Source organism: Arthrobacter sp. StoSoilB20 (genome assembly GCF_019977295.1).
In the GTDB taxonomy this organism is placed as follows: Bacteria; Actinomycetota; Actinomycetes; order Actinomycetales; family Micrococcaceae; genus Arthrobacter; species Arthrobacter nicotinovorans_A.
The window spans coordinates 3,330,219-3,345,973 of record NZ_AP024651.1 but is presented as its reverse complement, the minus strand read 5'-3'; the positions used below and the strand labels follow the sequence as shown (position 1 = coordinate 3,345,973).

The window sequence follows — 15,755 nt, the reverse complement described above, 5'->3', positions numbered from 1 at the left end:
GGCCGGGAAAGCGCGCAGTTAACCCGAATTCACCGGCCCTACTAGAATCTCTAGGGTGACTTACGAAGCAGCTGCAGATATCGGTATCGGGTCGAAAGCCTCCATAGCAAAGTCGGCGGTGCTGGAACGCTCCGCCGTGATCGACCTCGAAGCCGTGCGGCACAACGTTCGCCAGTTCGTCGCCATCGCATCTCCCGCTTCGGTCATGGCTGTGGTGAAGGCTGACGCGTATGGCCACGGGGCCGTCCAAGTAGCCCGCGCAGCGCTCGACGCCGGGGCCGCCTGGTTGGGCGTCGCGCACATTTCCGAGGCACTCGCCTTGCGCGCCGCCGGGGTCGATGCTCCTTTGCTGGCCTGGCTGCACACCCGGGAGAGCAACTTCCAAGCGGCAGTCGCCGCCGGCATCGACGTCGGAATTTCCGGCTGGGAGCTGGACGCCGTAGTGGCGGCAGCGCGTGAACAGGAACGGCCTGCGCGGGTTCATTTGAAAGTGGACACCGGGCTGGGCCGTAACGGATGCACCATTGCCGACTGGGACCAGTTGGTGGGCCAGGCCATGGAATACCAGGACCAAGGCCTGCTGCGCGTGGTGGGTATCTTCTCGCACCTCGCAGTGGCTGATGAGCCGCACCGTCCCGAAACCGATGAGCAACTGGCCGTCTTCCGCGAGGCGATAGCCATGGCCGAGGATGCAGGGGTGGACACGGAAGTACGGCATATCGCCAACACTCCGGCCACACTGTCCCGCCCGGACTCACACTTCGACCTGGTCCGTGTTGGCCTCGGCATTTACGGACTTTCGCCTTTTGAGGGCGCTACCTCCGCGGAACTTGGCCTGCACCCGGCCATGACGGTCCGCACGCTGCTCTCCAACTGCAAGAAGGTGCCGGCAGGCCAGGGTGTCTCCTATGGCCTGAACTACCGCACCAGCGGGGAAAGCACGCTGGGCCTGGTCCCGCTGGGGTACGCCGACGGAGTTCCGCGCGTTGGCACCGGCGGTCCTGTCCGCATCAATGGCGTCAACTACCCTGTGGTGGGCAGGATTGCCATGGACCAGATGGTGGTTGACCTCGGAGCGCTGACGCCGGAAGAGGCAGCAGGGTTCAAGGGTGCCGAGGCCGTCATGCTTGGCGACGGTGCCGACGGCGGACCCACGGCTGACGATTGGGCTGCGGCCGCGGGAACCAACAACTATGAAATCGTCACCCGCATCAGCCCCCGGGTCCCGCGCAGCTACGTCAACGAATTGCCGCCCCCGGCCGAGGTCCACAAGGACGCCAACCAAACCAAGGCTGCCAACCAAGCCACAGAGACGGCAGCGCTGTGAGCGAACCGCAGTGGGAGCGCACTCTGACGGTCACGACGGCGGAGCAGACGCACGCCCTCGCGGCAGCCTTGGGTGAGGTACTTGAGGCCGGGGACCTCCTGGTCCTGACCGGCGAGCTGGGTGCAGGCAAGACCACGTTCACCCAAGGACTGGGCGAAGGCCTGGGCGTACGTGCGGGCATCATTTCCCCCACGTTTGTGCTGGTACGCATCCACCCCAACCTTGCTGACGGACCGCGGCCCGGTGGTCCGGACCTGGTCCACGTCGATGCGTACCGGCTGGAATCCTCAGCCGAAATCGACGACATCGATCTGGAGAACACTTTGGACACGGCTGTCACTGTGGTGGAGTGGGGCCGGGACAGGGTGGAGCACCTCTCGGACAGCCGCCTGGAGATTGACCTGCACAGATCTGTTGGTGGGGAGAGCCAGGCAACAACAAACCCACCAGGCGGCGACGTCCTGGACTTCGATACCGATGACGACGACGAGCCCCGCACCCTCGTCTTCCGTGGATACGGACCCCGCTGGGCCGAGGCCCCGCGAGTCCTTGAAACCGCGTCACAGGAGAGGAGCAACTGATGCTGATCCTGGCCATTGATACCTCAGCGGTTGCAAGTGCTGCGCTGATTTCCGACGACGCCATGGAGGGCGTGGTGGATTCCTTCGCTACGGAGGACACCCGCAGCCATGCCGAAGTCCTGGCTCCCAGCATTGAAAAGCTCCTGGCCGGAGCGGGCGTCACGGGCGCCGATATCGACGCGATCGTCACCGGCGTAGGTCCTGGCCCCTTTACGGGATTGCGCTCCGGAATCGCCACTGCCAGAACCTTGGCTTTCGTCTGGAACAAGCCGTTGCATGGCGTGATGAGCCTTGATGCGATTGCCTTGGAGGTGGCGGAGTCCACCGCTGCAGCTGCCGAGTTCCTGGTGGCCACGGATGCCAGGCGCAAGGAGGTCTACTGGGCGCGATACACGCTGGCCGACGGCCAGCTGCCGGTGCTTGTTGACGGACCGCACGTGGGGTTTGCCGCCGACCTTCCGGACCTGCCGGTTTTTGGTGCCGGAGCAGGCTTGTATGCCGATGTCCTGAAGGCCAACGAGGACTTCTCCACAGCCCAGCCTCACGCAGCCTCACTGGGCCAGTTCGCCTTGGCTAAGCTCGCGGCCGGTGAGCCGTTGCTGGACTCCACTCCGCTGTACTTGCGGGAATCCGATGCCCAGGTGCCCGGGCCCCGGAAGCGTGCGCTCTGATGGGACGAATAGTCTCACCCAAGCTTGAGCTCTCAGGGGTTTCCCTGCGGGACATGACAGAGGCCGATATCCCGGTAGTGGAGTCCTTGGAACGCCGGCTGTTCCCTGTGGATGCCTGGCCCCTGCAGATGTTCTTCGACGAACTCGCGCAGCCCGAAACCCGCCGTTATGTAGTTGCCGAGGTCGCGGGGGAGATCGTGGCTTACGCCGGATTGATGTGCATCGAACCGATCGCGGACGTCCAGACGATCGCCGTCGTGCCTGAATTCGAAGGAAAGGGCATCGGCTCCGCTGTCCTGACCGAACTCATCACCGAAGCGCGGCGCCGGCGTGCCGCTGATGTGCTGTTGGAGGTTCGGGCGGACAACCCCCGAGCCCAGCAGTTGTACCTGCGCTTCGGTTTCGAGCAGATCCATGTCCGTCCCCGCTACTACCGGGACGGCACCGATGCCCTGATCATGCGGCTTGAACTGAATAAACCCCACGAAGGAGCAACAGCGTGAGCGGCGCTAATCCGGAACTGCCCAAGCAGCCATTGGTGCTCGGCATCGAGTCCTCGTGCGATGAGACCGGCGTCGGGATCGTGCGGGGCACCAAGCTGCTGACCAACACCGTGTCCTCGTCCATGGAAGAGCATGTTCGCTTCGGCGGGGTCATCCCCGAGATCGCCTCCCGCGCCCACCTGGACGCCTTTGTGCCCACGTTGCAGGAATCGCTGCAGGAAGCCGGCGTCACCCTGGACGAGATTGATGCCATTGCTGTCACCTCGGGTCCGGGCCTTGCCGGTGCGTTGATGGTGGGTGTCTGCGCGGCCAAGGCGCTGGCCGTTGCCACCGGCAAGCCGCTGTATGCCATCAACCACTTGGTGGCGCATGTTGGTGTGGGGCTCCTTGATCGCAAGTCGGCGCAGGATGGCAAGCACGACGCCGGTGCTGCCGCCGGCCTGGGTGCCGGGAGGTTGCCGAAGAACCTCGGGGCACTGCTGGTATCGGGTGGGCACACGGAAATCCTGCGTATCCGGAGCATCACTGACGACGTGGAGCTGCTGGGTTCAACCATCGATGATGCCGCAGGGGAGGCCTATGACAAAGTGGCCCGCATCCTCGGCCTCGGGTACCCGGGTGGACCGGCCATCGACAAGCTGGCACGCCAGGGCAATCCCAAAGCCATCCGTTTCCCGCGGGGCCTCTCGCAGCCGAAGTACATGGGCACTGCCGGGGAGAAGGGACCGCACCGCTACGACTGGTCCTTCAGCGGCTTGAAGACCGCCGTGGCCCGATGCGTTGAACAGTTCGAGGCCCGGGGCGAGGAAGTGCCCGTGGCAGACATTGCTGCGGCTTTCCAGGAAGCCGTGGTGGACGTCATCAGTTCCAAGGCCGTCCTGGCGTGCAAGGAACATGGCATCACTGATGTCCTGCTTGGTGGTGGAGTGGCAGCGAACTCCCGGCTAAGGGAACTGACCGGGCAGCGCTGTGCTTCAGCCGGGATCACCCTCCACGTCCCTCCGTTGGACCTGTGCACGGACAACGGCGCCATGGTGGCTGCCCTTGGGGCCCAGCTGATCATGGCAGGTGTTGGGCCGAGCGGAATTGGCTTTGCCCCCGATTCCTCCATGCCGGTAACCACGGTGTCAGTGCCCGCTTAGGTTCCGCTCCCTCGCAGGACGGTACCGGCGGCCGCGTGATCCGGATAATTACGCGTCCGGGCCCTTGCGCATCTGCTGTACCAGGTCCATGACCACGGCCTGCAGGTCGCCGTTGTGTTCAGCAGCGACGCGGCGTTGGCGCTGGTAGCTGGCTCCGCGTTCGATGATCTTCAGGACGTCGGCGAGCTCTTCGGAACACCCGAGCTTTGCTGCCACCGGTTCCAGCCGGGCCACCGTTTCCGCGAGGTGTTCGGTGACCAACTGCTCGTTGCCTTGGGCATCCAGGATGATGATGGCTTCCATGCCGTACCGGGCGGCACGCCATTTGTTTTCCTGCACATGCCAGGGCGGCATGGTGGGGATGCTGCCGCCGGCGTCCAGGGTGGAGGAGAACTCGTCCACCAGGCACTGGGTCAGCGCGGCAATGGCGCCCACTTCTTCCAGCGTTGCCAAGCCGTCGCAGATGCGCATTTCGATGGTGCCCAGGTTGGAGACGGGCCGGATATCCCAGCGGATCTCGGACGTGGAGTCGATCACTCCCGTGGTGAACATGTCCTGGACGTAGGACTCGTACGCCTCCCAGGTTTCGAACTGGAAGGGCAGCCCGGCGGTAGGGAGCTGCTGGAACATGAGGGCGCGCTGTGAGGCATACCCGGTTTCTTCCCCTGCCCAGTACGGGCTGGAGGCGGACAGTGCCTGGAAGTGCGGGAAGTAGTTGACCAAGCCGTCCAGGATGGGGAGGACTTTGTCGCGGTGGTCGATGCCCACGTGGACGTGGACGCCGTAAATGACCATTTGCCGGCCCCACCATTGGGTCCGTTCGATCAGTTTGGCGTAACGCTCTTTGTCCGTGACGGGTTGGAGCAGCGGCGGGCTGAAGGGGTGGCTTCCGGCGCAAAAGACTTCTACGCCCATGGGATCCGTGACTTCGCGGACCGCGGCGAGGGACCTGCCAAGGTCTTCCTTTGCGTCCTTGACGGTCTCGCAGATGCCGGTGACCAGTTCCACGGTATTGAGGAGAAGCTCGCGCTTGATGTGGGGGTGTTCGTCGTCCTCATTGAGGTCCGGGTGGTTGGCGGCGACGCCCTTCAGGACATCGTTGGCTACCGATACAAGTTCTCCGGTGCGTGCATTGACGAGCGCCAACTCCCATTCCACACCCAGTGTCGATTGCCTGGATGGCGCAAAATCAATCTGCACGTAGTCCCCTCAGTCCTTCAGTCCCCGCATTGGTTTGTCACAGCCGGGCACGATTCCCCGCTGTGGGGCCGCCAGCGGTCGGATCAAGTCTAATGCAGCGTGAACCCCCGGGATATCGGCGTGAACCAGCCCGAAATCCTTGACTATTTGCTAATGAGAACAATTAGCAATACACTCGACCCATGCACCTCACAGTCGTCAGTTCCCTGGACAGCCAATGCCGTGAGGCCGCCACCATCCGGCTTGGCCGGACCCACCAGAACTCCGTGGTGGTCCTCCACGATCTCCTTGACGGTTCCCTTGTCCTCCGACGCGTCTATCGGGACGGACGCCTCTTCGAGCGCGAAACCACGGTGCTGGAGCACGGTTGCCTCAGCTGCACCGTCCGGCTTGATGTTGTTCCGACGGCGGAACGGCTCGGCGCGTGCGGCTTCGACCACGTGGTCCTTGGCCTGCCCCCGGGAGTTGCCGCGGGGATGGCCGTCGCAGAGCTGCACCGTGGCCTCAGCCGGCCGGCCGTGATCGACAACGCGGTGCTCGCCATTGATGCGGCGGACCTGGATGACCACATCTGGGATCGCCACACGCTCTACGAATCCGGCTTTACGTCCACGCCCCAGGACGAGCGCACCAGCGGCGAATTCCTGATCGGTGAGTTCGGCCAGGTCGATACCGTAATGGTCTTCCCGGGACTCGGAGCGGTGCTGACGGGAGATCAGCGTGAAGGATCAGGCCCTTGGCGTGTTGGTCTGGAACTGCTGGGGCAGTTGGCACCCCACGCCAACGTCGTAGGGCCGGCCGGGGAATTCCGGCCGGGATGCTTTGACCATGCCGAAGCAGCGGCACGCAACCGGCCCGGCGTCGTGCGTGTGCCGTTGGACGAAACGCCGGGTCCCTTCCGGACCGTGCTTCACAAAACCGTCCGCCCCCTGCACCCGGGGCGCTTCCGGGACGCACTGCCGCAACTGGCGATCGGAACCCACTGGCTGCGTGGCCGCCTGTGGATCGCGTCCGCACCCACGCGGCGCATCGCCGTCCAGGGGATAGGACCCAGGGTCTGGCTGGAAAGTACCGGAAACTGGCTGGCCGATTCTGTTGATGCGGCCCGTGGCACGGAATCCGCCAAGGAAACCGGCGACGTCGACGCCTTCCTGGACTGGCACCCTCACCACGGTGACCGCGGCACCGTGCTGGCCATCACCGGACGCTCCGAAGACATCGACCCGGCGGAAATCCGCGGGCTTCTGGACAGATGCCAACTGACGGAAGCCGAAATGGAGCTGGACTCCGGGGTCTGGGAGGACCCCCTGGAACTCAGCGACGCCCTCTGAACCAAACACCCAACAGAAGGAGAAACACCATGAAGGTCAAGAACTCACTGCGTGCCCTCAAGAAGATCCCGGGCGCACAGATTGTGCGCAGGCGGGGACGTACATTCGTCATCAACAAAAACAACCCGCGGATGAAGGCGCGTCAGGGCTAACCCGGCCGCGGGATCAACGCGGGAGCGTGAAGGCCGTTGTTTAATGGGGGAATGCCAATCCTGAACAAAGACATGTCCCTGTGCATTTCGCTGGCGGCCAGGCCCAGCAACATCGGGACCAGGTTCCATAACTATCTCTACGATCTGCTCGGCCTGAACTTTGTCTACAAGGCATTCGCCCCGGCGGACATCACGCTCGCAGTGGCTGGCATCCGCGGCCTCCCCATCCGGGGTGCCGCGGTGTCCATGCCCTACAAGGAAGCCGTCATCCCCCTGGTTGACGTGATGGACCCATCAGCCAAAGCGATTGATTCGGTGAACACCATCGTCAACAACGACGGCGTCCTCACCGCCTACAACACCGACTACATCGCTATAGCCCGGCTCCTGAAGGACCATCAGGTCCCCAACAGCCACACCGTGCTGCTCCGCGGTGCCGGGGGCATGGCCAAGGCCGTCGCCGCCGCCCTCAGGGACGCCGGGTTTACTGCAGTGACCATCGTGGCGCGCAACGAAACCAGTGGCCGCGCGCTCGCGGACCTTTACGGATTCGGCTGGCAGGACGACGTCAACGGCTCAACAGCGGATCTCATCATCAACGTCACCCCGCTGGGCATGGCTGGTGCGGACGAAATGGCCCAGGCCTTCGACGACGCCACCATCGCCGCAGCGCAGGTGGTATTCGACGTCGTGGCACTGCCCTCGGAAACGCCGCTCATCACCGCCGCACGGAACACCGGCAAGAAGGTCATCACCGGGGCCGAGGTCATCGCCATCCAGGCCGAAGAACAGTTTGTGCTTTACACGGGTGTACGCCCCAGCGCCGGGCAGGTCCGCGAGGCCTCGGAGTTCTCGCGGCGCTGACGGCTCAGGCTTTTACCGGGTCCACCACGACAACCACTTTGTCCTCGCCGATCCTGGTGAGGACCAGGGTGGCTGTTTTCGCGCCCTTGCCCTTGACGGGTTTGGCTGGAAGCAGTTGCTTTCGCAGCTCTTCGGGAGTCACGGCCGTGCCGCGCTTCTTGATGTCCAGCACGGTGATGCCCTTGGTCTTCACCCAGGCTTTGAGGGCCTTGACGTTGTAGGGCATCACTTCGAGGACCTTATAGGCGCGGGCAAAAGGAGTGTCGTGCAGTTCCGGCGCGCAGATGTAGGCGATGTGCTCGTCCAGCAGGTGCCCGCCCAGGCGTTCGGCGACGTCGGCCACCAACCCTGCGCGGATCACCGCACCATCAGGTTCGTAAAGGAATCCCTCAACGGGCCCGACGCCGGCTGCCGGGCCGCCGTCGAACTCCTCGCCGCTGGTGATTTCCGCGGCGCCCTGGCTGCCGATGACCAGTGCCGCCCGACGCACGCCGGGGCGGGCCACGGCATTGAACCACAAAGTCACTTCGGTGACGTCGCCGCCTACTGAAACCCACTGGGCCTCACAACCGGAGGGAACGGAGTCATGGGGGATGCCGGGCCCCATTTTGACGCCGATGGCGCGTCCGGTAGTTGCCAGCTTTTCAACGAAGGACAGCGGGGGAGAGAAAGCCTCAGGGTCCCAGATGCGTTTTGTTCCCGAGGTTGAGGTGGTCCGGCGGGCAGGGTCCAGCCACACGCCGTCGATCCCGTCCATCTCTACGGACGTCGCATCCGAGTGCACCACCGTGGCGTGCGGGAAAGGCATGAGGTTGATGGTGGCGCAGGCAGCCGTGGTTTCATCCATTTCAACGGCGGTGACAGCAATGTCCATGGATGCCATGGCCATTGAATCAGCGCCGAGCCCACAACCGAGGTCTGCAACGTGGGAGATTCCGGCTTTCACGAAGCGTTCGGCGTGCCGGGCGGCCACGTTCAACCGCGTTGCCTGCTCCAAGCCGGCCTGGGTGAACAGCATCTGCCGGGCAAACTCTCCGAACTTTGCCTCTGCCCGGGTGCGCAGCCGGGATTGCGTGAGGACTGCGGCCACCAATTCGGGGGAGTGGCCGGCCTTGCGGAGGTCGGCGTTGACACTGAAGGCATCAGCCTCGCGGTAGGGCCCCAACGAGGCCAGGAGTTCCCATCCTTCAGTAGTCAGCAAGGGTGCGATCTGTTCCTGCGGTGCGTGGGGCATGCCATCAAGCCTAACGGCGCGGCACTTGGGAACGTGACGGACGAATCAGCCGGATAGGGTTGTTTGCATGGAAGATACCGCAGCCCCGCAGCCCTCCACCGTGATGAAGTTCGCGCGACCCGCCCTGATAGCGGGGGTCGTGATTGCCGTGGTCTGCATCGGCCTGCTGATCATCATCTTTGCGCTGGATTCCTTCAACGCGGCCACCTATTCGGTTGCGGGCAAGAGCGTCAATGATGCCACGGACGAGGCCCGGGGCATCCGCGAGCTCTACAGCGGCGCCCGTACAGGCGGGATTATCACCCTGGTGATTTCCGGCGTCGTTGCTGTTGCGGCCGGAGTGCTCCTGTACCTGAACCGCGGCAATACGCCGCTGGATGAGGATGACGACGGCCAGAACTACGATTTGGACGACCTCACAGGCCGGTGACCGACGTTCACCCATGACGAAATGCTGGCACTCACCTTGACCGAGTGCTAACGCTTACATAGAGTCTTGTTAGCACTCTCCCCCGGAGGGTGCTAATCACGCCAAGCGTCTTCCGGCACCGCGACGACGGTTGTACGCTCCGGCACCCTAGTTCTTAGTCCATGAATCAGCTCATGAAAAGGAGAGTCCGAGTGTCGGTCTCGATTAAGCCTCTTGAGGATCGTATTGTTGTTCGCCCGCTCGAAGCAGAGCAGACCACGGCTTCCGGCCTGGTCATTCCGGACTCCGCACAGGAGAAGCCGCAGGAAGGCGAAGTTGTTGCAATCGGCCCCGGCCGCTTCGATGACAACGGCAACCGCGTACCGGTTGACGTAGCTGTTGGCGACGTCGTCATCTACTCCAAGTACGGTGGAACCGAAGTCAAGACCGGCGGCAACGAGTACCTCGTTCTGTCCGCCCGCGACGTCCTTGCGATCGTCGTAAAGTAACTTCCCGGAGCCCCGCGCCGCCGTCACGTTGGAAATCACTTCCGACCGCCGGCGGTGCGGGTTTTCTGTCTTGAAAGGACACAACCATGGCAAAGCAGCTTGCTTTTAACGATGCTGCCCGCCGGTCTCTTGAGGCCGGTATCGACAAGCTCGCCAACACTGTCAAGGTGACGCTTGGCCCGCGCGGCCGCAACGTCGTGCTGGACAAGAAGTGGGGCGCTCCCACGATCACCAATGACGGCGTGACCATCGCCCGCGAAGTCGAACTTGATGACCCCTACGAGAACCTTGGCGCACAGCTGGCCAAGGAAGTAGCCACCAAGACCAACGACGTCGCAGGCGACGGCACCACCACGGCCACCGTGCTGGCACAGGCCCTGGTCAAGGAAGGCCTGCGCAACGTTGCTGCCGGCGCCGCTCCGGGCGAGATCAAGCGCGGCATCGAGGTTTCCGTTGAAGCCGTCGCAGCCCGCCTCCTGGAGAACGCCCGCGAAGTCGAAGGCACCCAGGTTGCCAGCGTCGCAGCCATCTCCGCGCAGAGCGACGAAGTCGGCGAGCTCCTCGCCGAAGCGTTCGGCAAGGTTGGCAAGGACGGTGTCATCACCATTGAAGAGTCCTCCACCACGCAGACCGAACTGGTACTGACCGAGGGCATGCAGTTCGACAAGGGCTACCTGTCCCCGTACTTCGTCACCGACGCAGAGCGCCAGGAAGCCGTCCTCGAGGACGCCCTCATCCTGATCAACCAGGGCAAGATCTCCTCGCTGCAGGACTTCCTGCCACTGCTGGAGAAGGCCCTGCAGGCCAACAAGCCGCTCTTCATCATTGCCGAAGACATCGAAGGCGAAGCCCTCTCCACACTGATCGTCAACCGCATCCGCGGCACGCTCAACGTTGTTGCCGTCAAGGCTCCGGGCTTCGGCGACCGCCGCAAGGCCATGCTCCAGGACATCGCCACGCTCACGGGCGCACAGGTTGTTTCCCCGGACCTCGGCCTGACCTTGGACTCCGTTGGCCTGGAGGTACTCGGTACCGCACGCCGCATCACGGTCACCAAGGACAACACCACAATCGTTGACGGCGCCGGCTCGGCCCAGGACGTGGCTGACCGTGTTGCCCAGCTTCGTGCCGAACTCACCCGGACGGACTCCGACTGGGACAAGGAAAAGCTGCAGGAACGCCTGGCCAAGCTTGCCGGCGGCATCGGTGTCATCAAGGTCGGCGCAGCCACTGAGGTTGAGCTGAAGGAAAAGAAGCACCGCATCGAGGACGCCGTTTCCTCAACGCGTGCAGCCCTTGAAGAAGGCATCGTTTCCGGTGGCGGTTCCGCTCTCATCCACGCCCTCAAGGCATTGGACGAGTCCCCGGCCGTCAAGGCACTGGAGGGTGACGCAGCAGCAGCTGTGGGCATCGTCCGCCGCGCCCTGGTCCAGCCCCTGCGCTGGATCGCCCAGAACGCCGGCTTCGACGGCTTCGTTGTTGTTGCCAAGGTCTCCGAGCTGGAAGCCAACCACGGTTTCAACGCCAAGTCCGGCGAGTACGAGGACCTGATCGCCGCCGGCGTGATCGACCCCGTCAAGGTCACCCGCTCCGCACTCCGCAACGCCGCCTCCATCGCTGCCCTGGTTCTCACCACCGAGACCCTGGTTGCCGAGAAGCCGGCTGAGGAAGAAGACGCACACGCAGGCCACAGCCACTAACAGCCTGTTTTACTGAAGCCCCGGTCACGTTTGTGGCCGGGGCTTCGTGCGTTTCCGCCGGCAGCACCCCTCCCGCCTGGTGAGACTATTGTGGGCGTTCGACGGCGGCGGTAACCTGACGCTACCAAGGCGGCTCGGGCATCTACCGGGCAGCCACCACCCGCAGGGGCGGGCCATGACAGCTCCGGACACAAACTTGGACCTGGGGCGCTCCGCATTCCGTGAGCGCCGCTGGAGCGATGCACTCGATTGCCTGGCCCGCGCCGATTCCGAGGCCGGCCTCCCGCCCCAGGACATCGAGCTGGCGGCTTCGGTGGCCATGCTGCTTGGCTTGAACGCCCAGAGCATCGAATACCTGGCAAGAGCCCACGACGAATTCCTGACAATGGGCGACACCGACAGCGCTGCCCGCTGTGCTGCCTGGCTGGTCATGTTCCTCATGGACATGGGTGAACAAGCACGTGGCAACGGCTGGTTGTCCCGTGCCCGGCACCTGCTGGACGGCATGGCCGGACCATGCGCGGCGGAAGGGTACCTCCTCATCCCTGCCGCGCTGGCGTCGCTTCGTGCCGGCAACCCCCAGACCGGCCATGAGCTGTTCAGCAGGGCCCTGAATCTGGGCCAATCCTTCCATGACAACGACCTCCAGGCGCTCGGGCGGCTCGGAGTGGGTACCTCATGCGTTTCCCTTGGACAGGTGGAGGAAGGACTGCTGCTCCTGGACGAAGTGATGGTTTCGGTCACCTCAGGGGAGGTCTCTCCCATCCCTTCGGGCATTATCTACTGCGCGGTCCTGGGCAGCTGCCGACTCTCGCATGATGTCCGGCGTGCCCACGAATGGACTTCGGCGTTGGAACGTTGGTGCGGGGAACGCCCGGACATGGTGATGTTCAGCGGACAATGCCAGGCCTACCGGGCTGAGCTGCTCATCTTGCATGGCGCATGGGACGAGGCGCTTTCTGTGGCGCGTTCGGCCGAAGGCAGGGTCAGGAAGGGCGACCCCGATGCGACGTTCGGGGCCTGGTACCAGCAAGCCGAAGTCCTGCGCCTCAGAGGATTCTGGGATGAAGCGGCCAAAGCATATGCCACGGCGGCGGGGACTGGCTTTGAGCCGGTACCGGGAATCGCGTACCTGCAGTTGGCGCAGCACAAGGAATCCCAAGCCCAAACCACTATGCGGCGGGCCTTGGCCGGCGCGGACACGGTCAATCGCCGCCGTTTGCTCCCCGCCGCGGTGGACATTGAACTGGCACTGGGGGACGTGGGTGCGGCCAGGGCCCTGGCGGACGAATTATCCGAGCCACTGCATGACGAAAGCCGGCCGTTGGAATTGGCGCTGGCTTCCCACGCGGGCGCGCAAGTATCCCTGGCCGAGGGCGACCCCACAGCTGCCCTCCGTCAGTCAAGGAGTGCTTGGCGGATCTGGTACAGCCTTGAGGCCCCCTACCAATCAGCCCGATGCCGGGTGCTTGCCGGCCGTGCCTGCGCCATGCTGGGCGACCCCGACTCGGCGGCCATGGAGTTCGAAGCGGCAAAAACCGAGTTCGCGGATCTGGGAGCAACACCGGCGTTGGCGGAAGTCCTGGAACTGGCCGGCGAAAAACCCAGAGGACAGTCCTCACTGACGGGCAGGGAGATGGAAGTCCTGCGCCTGGTGGCCGCTGGACACTCGAACCGCGCCATCGCCCGGGAGCTGTACCTCAGCGAAAAGACCGTAGCCCGGCACATGGGCAACATTCTTTCCAAGCTTTCCGTGCCATCCAGGGCAGCTGCCACCAGCTATGCCTTTGAACACGGCTTGATCCACTGATCCCTCTCTCATTTCCCCTGCCGTTCGGCCGGACGCTCTATCACCTAATGCGCAGAATTACCCATGTCGTTGGGAAGCCAATGGGCCATTCTGCCGACGCGGAGGGAGGCGCTGGGATCGTAGCTTGGCTGTATCAGGACCCCCAAGATCCAAGAACGGAAGGAAGACCAGCCATGGACTCGCAGCAGCAACCAGACCAGACGAACACAGTCCAGCAGCACACCGACTTGGACACCGTGATCGTGGGCGGTGGCCAGGCCGGACTCGCACTCGCGTACTGGTTGGCCAGGGAAGGCCGGAACTTCCTCATAGTGGATCAGAACCCACGGCCAGGAGATGCCTGGCGTCAGCGCTGGGACTCCCTCAAGCTGTTCACACCCGCCAAATATGACGGGCTTCCGGGCTGGCCCTTCCCCGGAGACCGCCTTGCTTTCCCAACAAAAGACCAACTGGCCGATTATCTGGAGGACTATGTCCGCCGCTTTGACCTTCCTTTCTTGGCCGGCGTTCACGTAGAGGAAATCAGGGCCGAGGGTGGAGGTTTCGTTGTCCGGGCGGCCGAGCATACGTGGCGCTCGCACAATGTGGTGATTGCCACCGGCGGACACCGTCTGCCTCAACGGCCTGCGTTCGCAGGAGAGCTGGATCCCGGGGTTCTCCAATTCCATTCACAGGACTACAAGAACCCCGGGCAACTGCGGGACGGAACTGTGCTGGTGGTGGGTCTTGGGAATTCCGGCGCGGAGATCGCCCTGGACGTTGCCGGTTCGCACCACACGGTGCTGGCCGGAAGGCCCAGCGGCGAGATGCCTGTGAAGCACGGCCGCGCAGCAGCCCGTTTTGCCCTGCCGGTGGTCAGGTTCCTTGGCGTCCACGTCCTGACGCTCAACACGCCGATCGGGCGAAAGGCTGCTCCGGGGTTCAAGTCCATGGCTGCGCCGCTGATCCGGACCAAGACCAAGGATCTGCTGGCCGCCGGGGTTGTGTTGGGCCCGAGGCTGGCAGGGATTTCTGATGGTGTCCCGGTTCTGGATGACGGGACCCGGCTGGAGGCCGCGAACGTCATCTGGTGCACCGGCTATCACGAGGATTACTCATGGGTGAAGCTGCCGGTCTTTGACGATCGTGGCGAGCCCCTGCAGACAAGGGGCGTGGCCCACGAGGTTCCCGGCGTCTACTTCATCGGCCAGGAGTTCCTGTTCGCGGCAGCCTCGGCAACGCTGCCTGGGGTATGCCGGGACGCCCGTTACCTGGCCCGCCGACTGGCTATGGAACGTCGTCCGGAGCGGGATGGCCGCCGGGGCAGTGAAACCCGCTTGCCGATGACCCGGTAAAACAGCAACACGGCAGCGGCTGCTGAGACGATGCCCACCAGGTTGAGGACCAGTTGCATGGCGGAGCCGGCCGCCTGGCTGTATTCGCCCAGGACCAAGGCCACGGCAACGTACCCTGCGGCGGGCACAGTGGTGACAGAGATGAAGACGCCCACCAGGGCCGAGGACCTGTGGCTGATCATGGACAACATGCCTGCTGCTCCCGCCAATGCGGCCACGATCAGTGAGTACGGACCTGGATGGTAGATGAATTCCACCGCCGAACCTTGCTCCAGTGTGTTGTCCGGGAACAACCCAAGAGGCACGGAGACCCATGCGGCCAAAGCAGCAACCACCATGGCCAGGGGAAAACCCACGGCCAGGGCGAGCAGTGAGCCGCGTACCAACCGCCACTTCCGTTCCACCAGCCCCACAGCCAACGCGGCGAGCGGCCCGAACTCGGGACCCACCACCATGGCGCCCACAATGGCGATGGTTGAATCGGTCACAATCCCGATGGCGGCCAGCTGAGTCGCAATCACCAGGAACGCCAGGAAACTCCATGTCAGTTTGGAGTCTTCGCCCGTCTGCGTGGACACTTCGTCCCAGATAACGGAGTCGGCCGATTCACCGGGAGCCTCTTCCTCGGCGTGGTCGGCCCGCTCGGACAGAACGAGGTCCGGTGAGGAGATGGAGATCGACCCGTAGTCGGGCACTTTGAGGGCGTGCAGCCGTTCTATCAGTTCTTCCGCGGATTCCCGGGCAATTTGGACAGTCATCACGTCGCCGGGAGGGATCACCGAGGCGCCCTTGAAGACGGCTACCTCCGCAGTTCCGGTCTGGCCGGAGCAGCATTGAAGGACGGCATCGGCCAACTCCTCCGGCACGCAGATGCGCAACTGTACGATCATGGGGTTCCTTCCGTCGACCCGGCTCCAGCGTAGTTGCGTCCGGTTCCCTTTCCAGCCATTCAGGCACAGGCCACGCACACGCCACGCACAGGATGGAC

The 15,755-nt window shown here is 63.8% G+C and carries 16 protein-coding genes; 13 read left to right on the top strand and 3 right to left on the bottom strand.

Annotated elements, in window-relative coordinates; translation table 11 throughout:
* Positions 1-55: 55 nt before the first annotated feature.
* From alr to tsaD, 5 genes are read left to right on the top strand one after another with little or no spacing between them, the layout of a single operon-like run.
* Positions 56-1,327, top strand: a complete 1,272-nt coding sequence (alr, locus tag LDN85_RS15180) for an alanine racemase (RefSeq protein WP_223943454.1) — start codon at positions 56-58, stop codon at positions 1,325-1,327.
* Positions 1,324-1,908 (top strand): tRNA (adenosine(37)-N6)-threonylcarbamoyltransferase complex ATPase subunit type 1 TsaE, encoded by a 585-nt coding sequence (gene tsaE / locus LDN85_RS15175; RefSeq protein WP_223943453.1) that lies wholly within the window; start codon positions 1,324-1,326, stop codon positions 1,906-1,908. Before alr ends, tsaE begins: the two co-directional genes overlap by 4 nt.
* Positions 1,908-2,579: a tRNA (adenosine(37)-N6)-threonylcarbamoyltransferase complex dimerization subunit type 1 TsaB gene (gene tsaB, locus LDN85_RS15170; protein WP_223943452.1), complete on the top strand. Its 672-nt coding sequence runs from the start codon at positions 1,908-1,910 to the stop codon at positions 2,577-2,579. The genes tsaE and tsaB overlap by 1 nt, the downstream gene beginning before the upstream one ends.
* Positions 2,579-3,082: a ribosomal protein S18-alanine N-acetyltransferase gene (gene rimI, locus LDN85_RS15165; protein ID WP_223943451.1), complete on the top strand. Its 504-nt coding sequence runs from the start codon at positions 2,579-2,581 to the stop codon at positions 3,080-3,082. Before tsaB ends, rimI begins: the two co-directional genes overlap by 1 nt.
* Complete coding sequence (tsaD, locus tag LDN85_RS15160; RefSeq protein ID WP_223943450.1) at positions 3,079-4,224, top strand: tRNA (adenosine(37)-N6)-threonylcarbamoyltransferase complex transferase subunit TsaD; 1,146 nt, start codon at positions 3,079-3,081, stop codon at positions 4,222-4,224. Before rimI ends, tsaD begins: the two co-directional genes overlap by 4 nt.
* Positions 4,225-4,272: 48 nt before the next feature.
* Here the strand turns inward: tsaD and LDN85_RS15155 are convergent, their stop codons facing one another.
* Positions 4,273-5,424 (bottom strand): glutamate--cysteine ligase, encoded by a 1,152-nt coding sequence (locus tag LDN85_RS15155; RefSeq protein WP_026539860.1) that lies wholly within the window; start codon positions 5,422-5,424, stop codon positions 4,273-4,275.
* 182 nt (positions 5,425-5,606) lie between these two features.
* On the opposite strand from LDN85_RS15155, the gene LDN85_RS15150 reads away from it, so the two are divergent.
* Genes LDN85_RS15150 through LDN85_RS15140 form a run of 3 tightly spaced genes read left to right on the top strand, consistent with a single transcriptional unit; the run spans position 5,607 to position 7,771 of the window.
* The gene (locus LDN85_RS15150; protein WP_223943449.1) at positions 5,607-6,755 is read left to right on the top strand and encodes a GTP-binding protein; all 1,149 of its coding nucleotides are present in this window, start codon (positions 5,607-5,609) and stop codon (positions 6,753-6,755) included.
* Between the two features lie 29 nt (positions 6,756-6,784).
* Entirely contained in the window at positions 6,785-6,907 is a 123-nt protein-coding gene (gene ykgO / locus LDN85_RS15145) for a type B 50S ribosomal protein L36 (protein WP_223943448.1), read from the top strand.
* A 51-nt stretch (positions 6,908-6,958) separates the two neighbouring features.
* A complete protein-coding gene (locus LDN85_RS15140; protein ID WP_223943447.1) occupies positions 6,959-7,771 on the top strand; it encodes a shikimate 5-dehydrogenase in 813 nt (270 codons plus the stop codon).
* 4 nt (positions 7,772-7,775) lie between these two features.
* Here LDN85_RS15140 and LDN85_RS15135 read toward each other — a convergent pair whose 3' ends face one another.
* Complete coding sequence (locus tag LDN85_RS15135) at positions 7,776-9,005, bottom strand: class I SAM-dependent methyltransferase (protein WP_223943446.1); 1,230 nt, start codon at positions 9,003-9,005, stop codon at positions 7,776-7,778.
* 67 nt (positions 9,006-9,072) lie between these two features.
* Here LDN85_RS15135 and LDN85_RS15130 point away from each other — a divergent pair, with 67 nt between their 5' ends.
* The 5 genes from LDN85_RS15130 to LDN85_RS15110 all read left to right on the top strand — a co-directional run bounded on the left by LDN85_RS15130 (position 9,073) and on the right by LDN85_RS15110 (position 14,767).
* Positions 9,073-9,435: a hypothetical protein gene (locus LDN85_RS15130; protein WP_223943445.1), complete on the top strand. Its 363-nt coding sequence runs from the start codon at positions 9,073-9,075 to the stop codon at positions 9,433-9,435.
* 191 nt (positions 9,436-9,626) lie between these two features.
* Entirely contained in the window at positions 9,627-9,923 is a 297-nt protein-coding gene (gene groES, locus LDN85_RS15125; RefSeq protein WP_011775524.1) for a co-chaperone GroES, read from the top strand.
* Positions 9,924-10,009: 86 nt separating this feature from the next.
* The gene (gene groL, locus LDN85_RS15120) at positions 10,010-11,623 is read left to right on the top strand and encodes a chaperonin GroEL (protein ID WP_026539865.1); all 1,614 of its coding nucleotides are present in this window, start codon (positions 10,010-10,012) and stop codon (positions 11,621-11,623) included.
* A gap of 175 nt (positions 11,624-11,798) precedes the next feature.
* Positions 11,799-13,433 (top strand): helix-turn-helix transcriptional regulator, encoded by a 1,635-nt coding sequence (locus LDN85_RS15115; RefSeq protein WP_091549983.1) that lies wholly within the window; start codon positions 11,799-11,801, stop codon positions 13,431-13,433.
* 173 nt (positions 13,434-13,606) lie between these two features.
* Positions 13,607-14,767, top strand: coding sequence for an FAD-dependent oxidoreductase (locus tag LDN85_RS15110; protein ID WP_223943444.1), 1,161 nt, complete (start codon positions 13,607-13,609; stop codon positions 14,765-14,767).
* On the opposite strand, the gene LDN85_RS15105 is transcribed toward LDN85_RS15110, so the two are convergent.
* Positions 14,680-15,657 (bottom strand): DUF389 domain-containing protein, encoded by a 978-nt coding sequence (locus LDN85_RS15105; protein ID WP_223943443.1) that lies wholly within the window; start codon positions 15,655-15,657, stop codon positions 14,680-14,682. The genes LDN85_RS15110 and LDN85_RS15105 overlap by 88 nt on opposite strands.
* Positions 15,658-15,755 lie beyond the last annotated feature (98 nt).

What these genes read in the sequence shown, in the direction of transcription:
- tsaB (WP_223943452.1), top strand. Translation starts at nt 1,908, where the DNA reads ATGCTGATCCTGGCCATTGATACCTCAGCGGTTGCAAGTGCTGCGCTG.
- rimI (WP_223943451.1), top strand. Translation starts at nt 2,579, where the DNA reads ATGGGACGAATAGTCTCACCCAAGCTTGAGCTCTCAGGGGTTTCCCTG.
- LDN85_RS15150 (WP_223943449.1), top strand. Translation starts at nt 5,607, where the DNA reads ATGCACCTCACAGTCGTCAGTTCCCTGGACAGCCAATGCCGTGAGGCC.
- ykgO (WP_223943448.1), top strand. Translation starts at nt 6,785, where the DNA reads ATGAAGGTCAAGAACTCACTGCGTGCCCTCAAGAAGATCCCGGGCGCA.
- LDN85_RS15140 (WP_223943447.1), top strand. Translation starts at nt 6,959, where the DNA reads ATGCCAATCCTGAACAAAGACATGTCCCTGTGCATTTCGCTGGCGGCC.
- LDN85_RS15135 (WP_223943446.1), bottom strand. Translation starts at nt 9,005, where the DNA reads ATGCCCCACGCACCGCAGGAACAGATCGCACCCTTGCTGACTACTGAA.
- LDN85_RS15130 (WP_223943445.1), top strand. Translation starts at nt 9,073, where the DNA reads ATGGAAGATACCGCAGCCCCGCAGCCCTCCACCGTGATGAAGTTCGCG.
- groL (WP_026539865.1), top strand. Translation starts at nt 10,010, where the DNA reads ATGGCAAAGCAGCTTGCTTTTAACGATGCTGCCCGCCGGTCTCTTGAG.
- LDN85_RS15115 (WP_091549983.1), top strand. Translation starts at nt 11,799, where the DNA reads ATGACAGCTCCGGACACAAACTTGGACCTGGGGCGCTCCGCATTCCGT.
- LDN85_RS15110 (WP_223943444.1), top strand. Translation starts at nt 13,607, where the DNA reads ATGGACTCGCAGCAGCAACCAGACCAGACGAACACAGTCCAGCAGCAC.
- LDN85_RS15105 (WP_223943443.1), bottom strand. Translation starts at nt 15,657, where the DNA reads ATGATCGTACAGTTGCGCATCTGCGTGCCGGAGGAGTTGGCCGATGCC.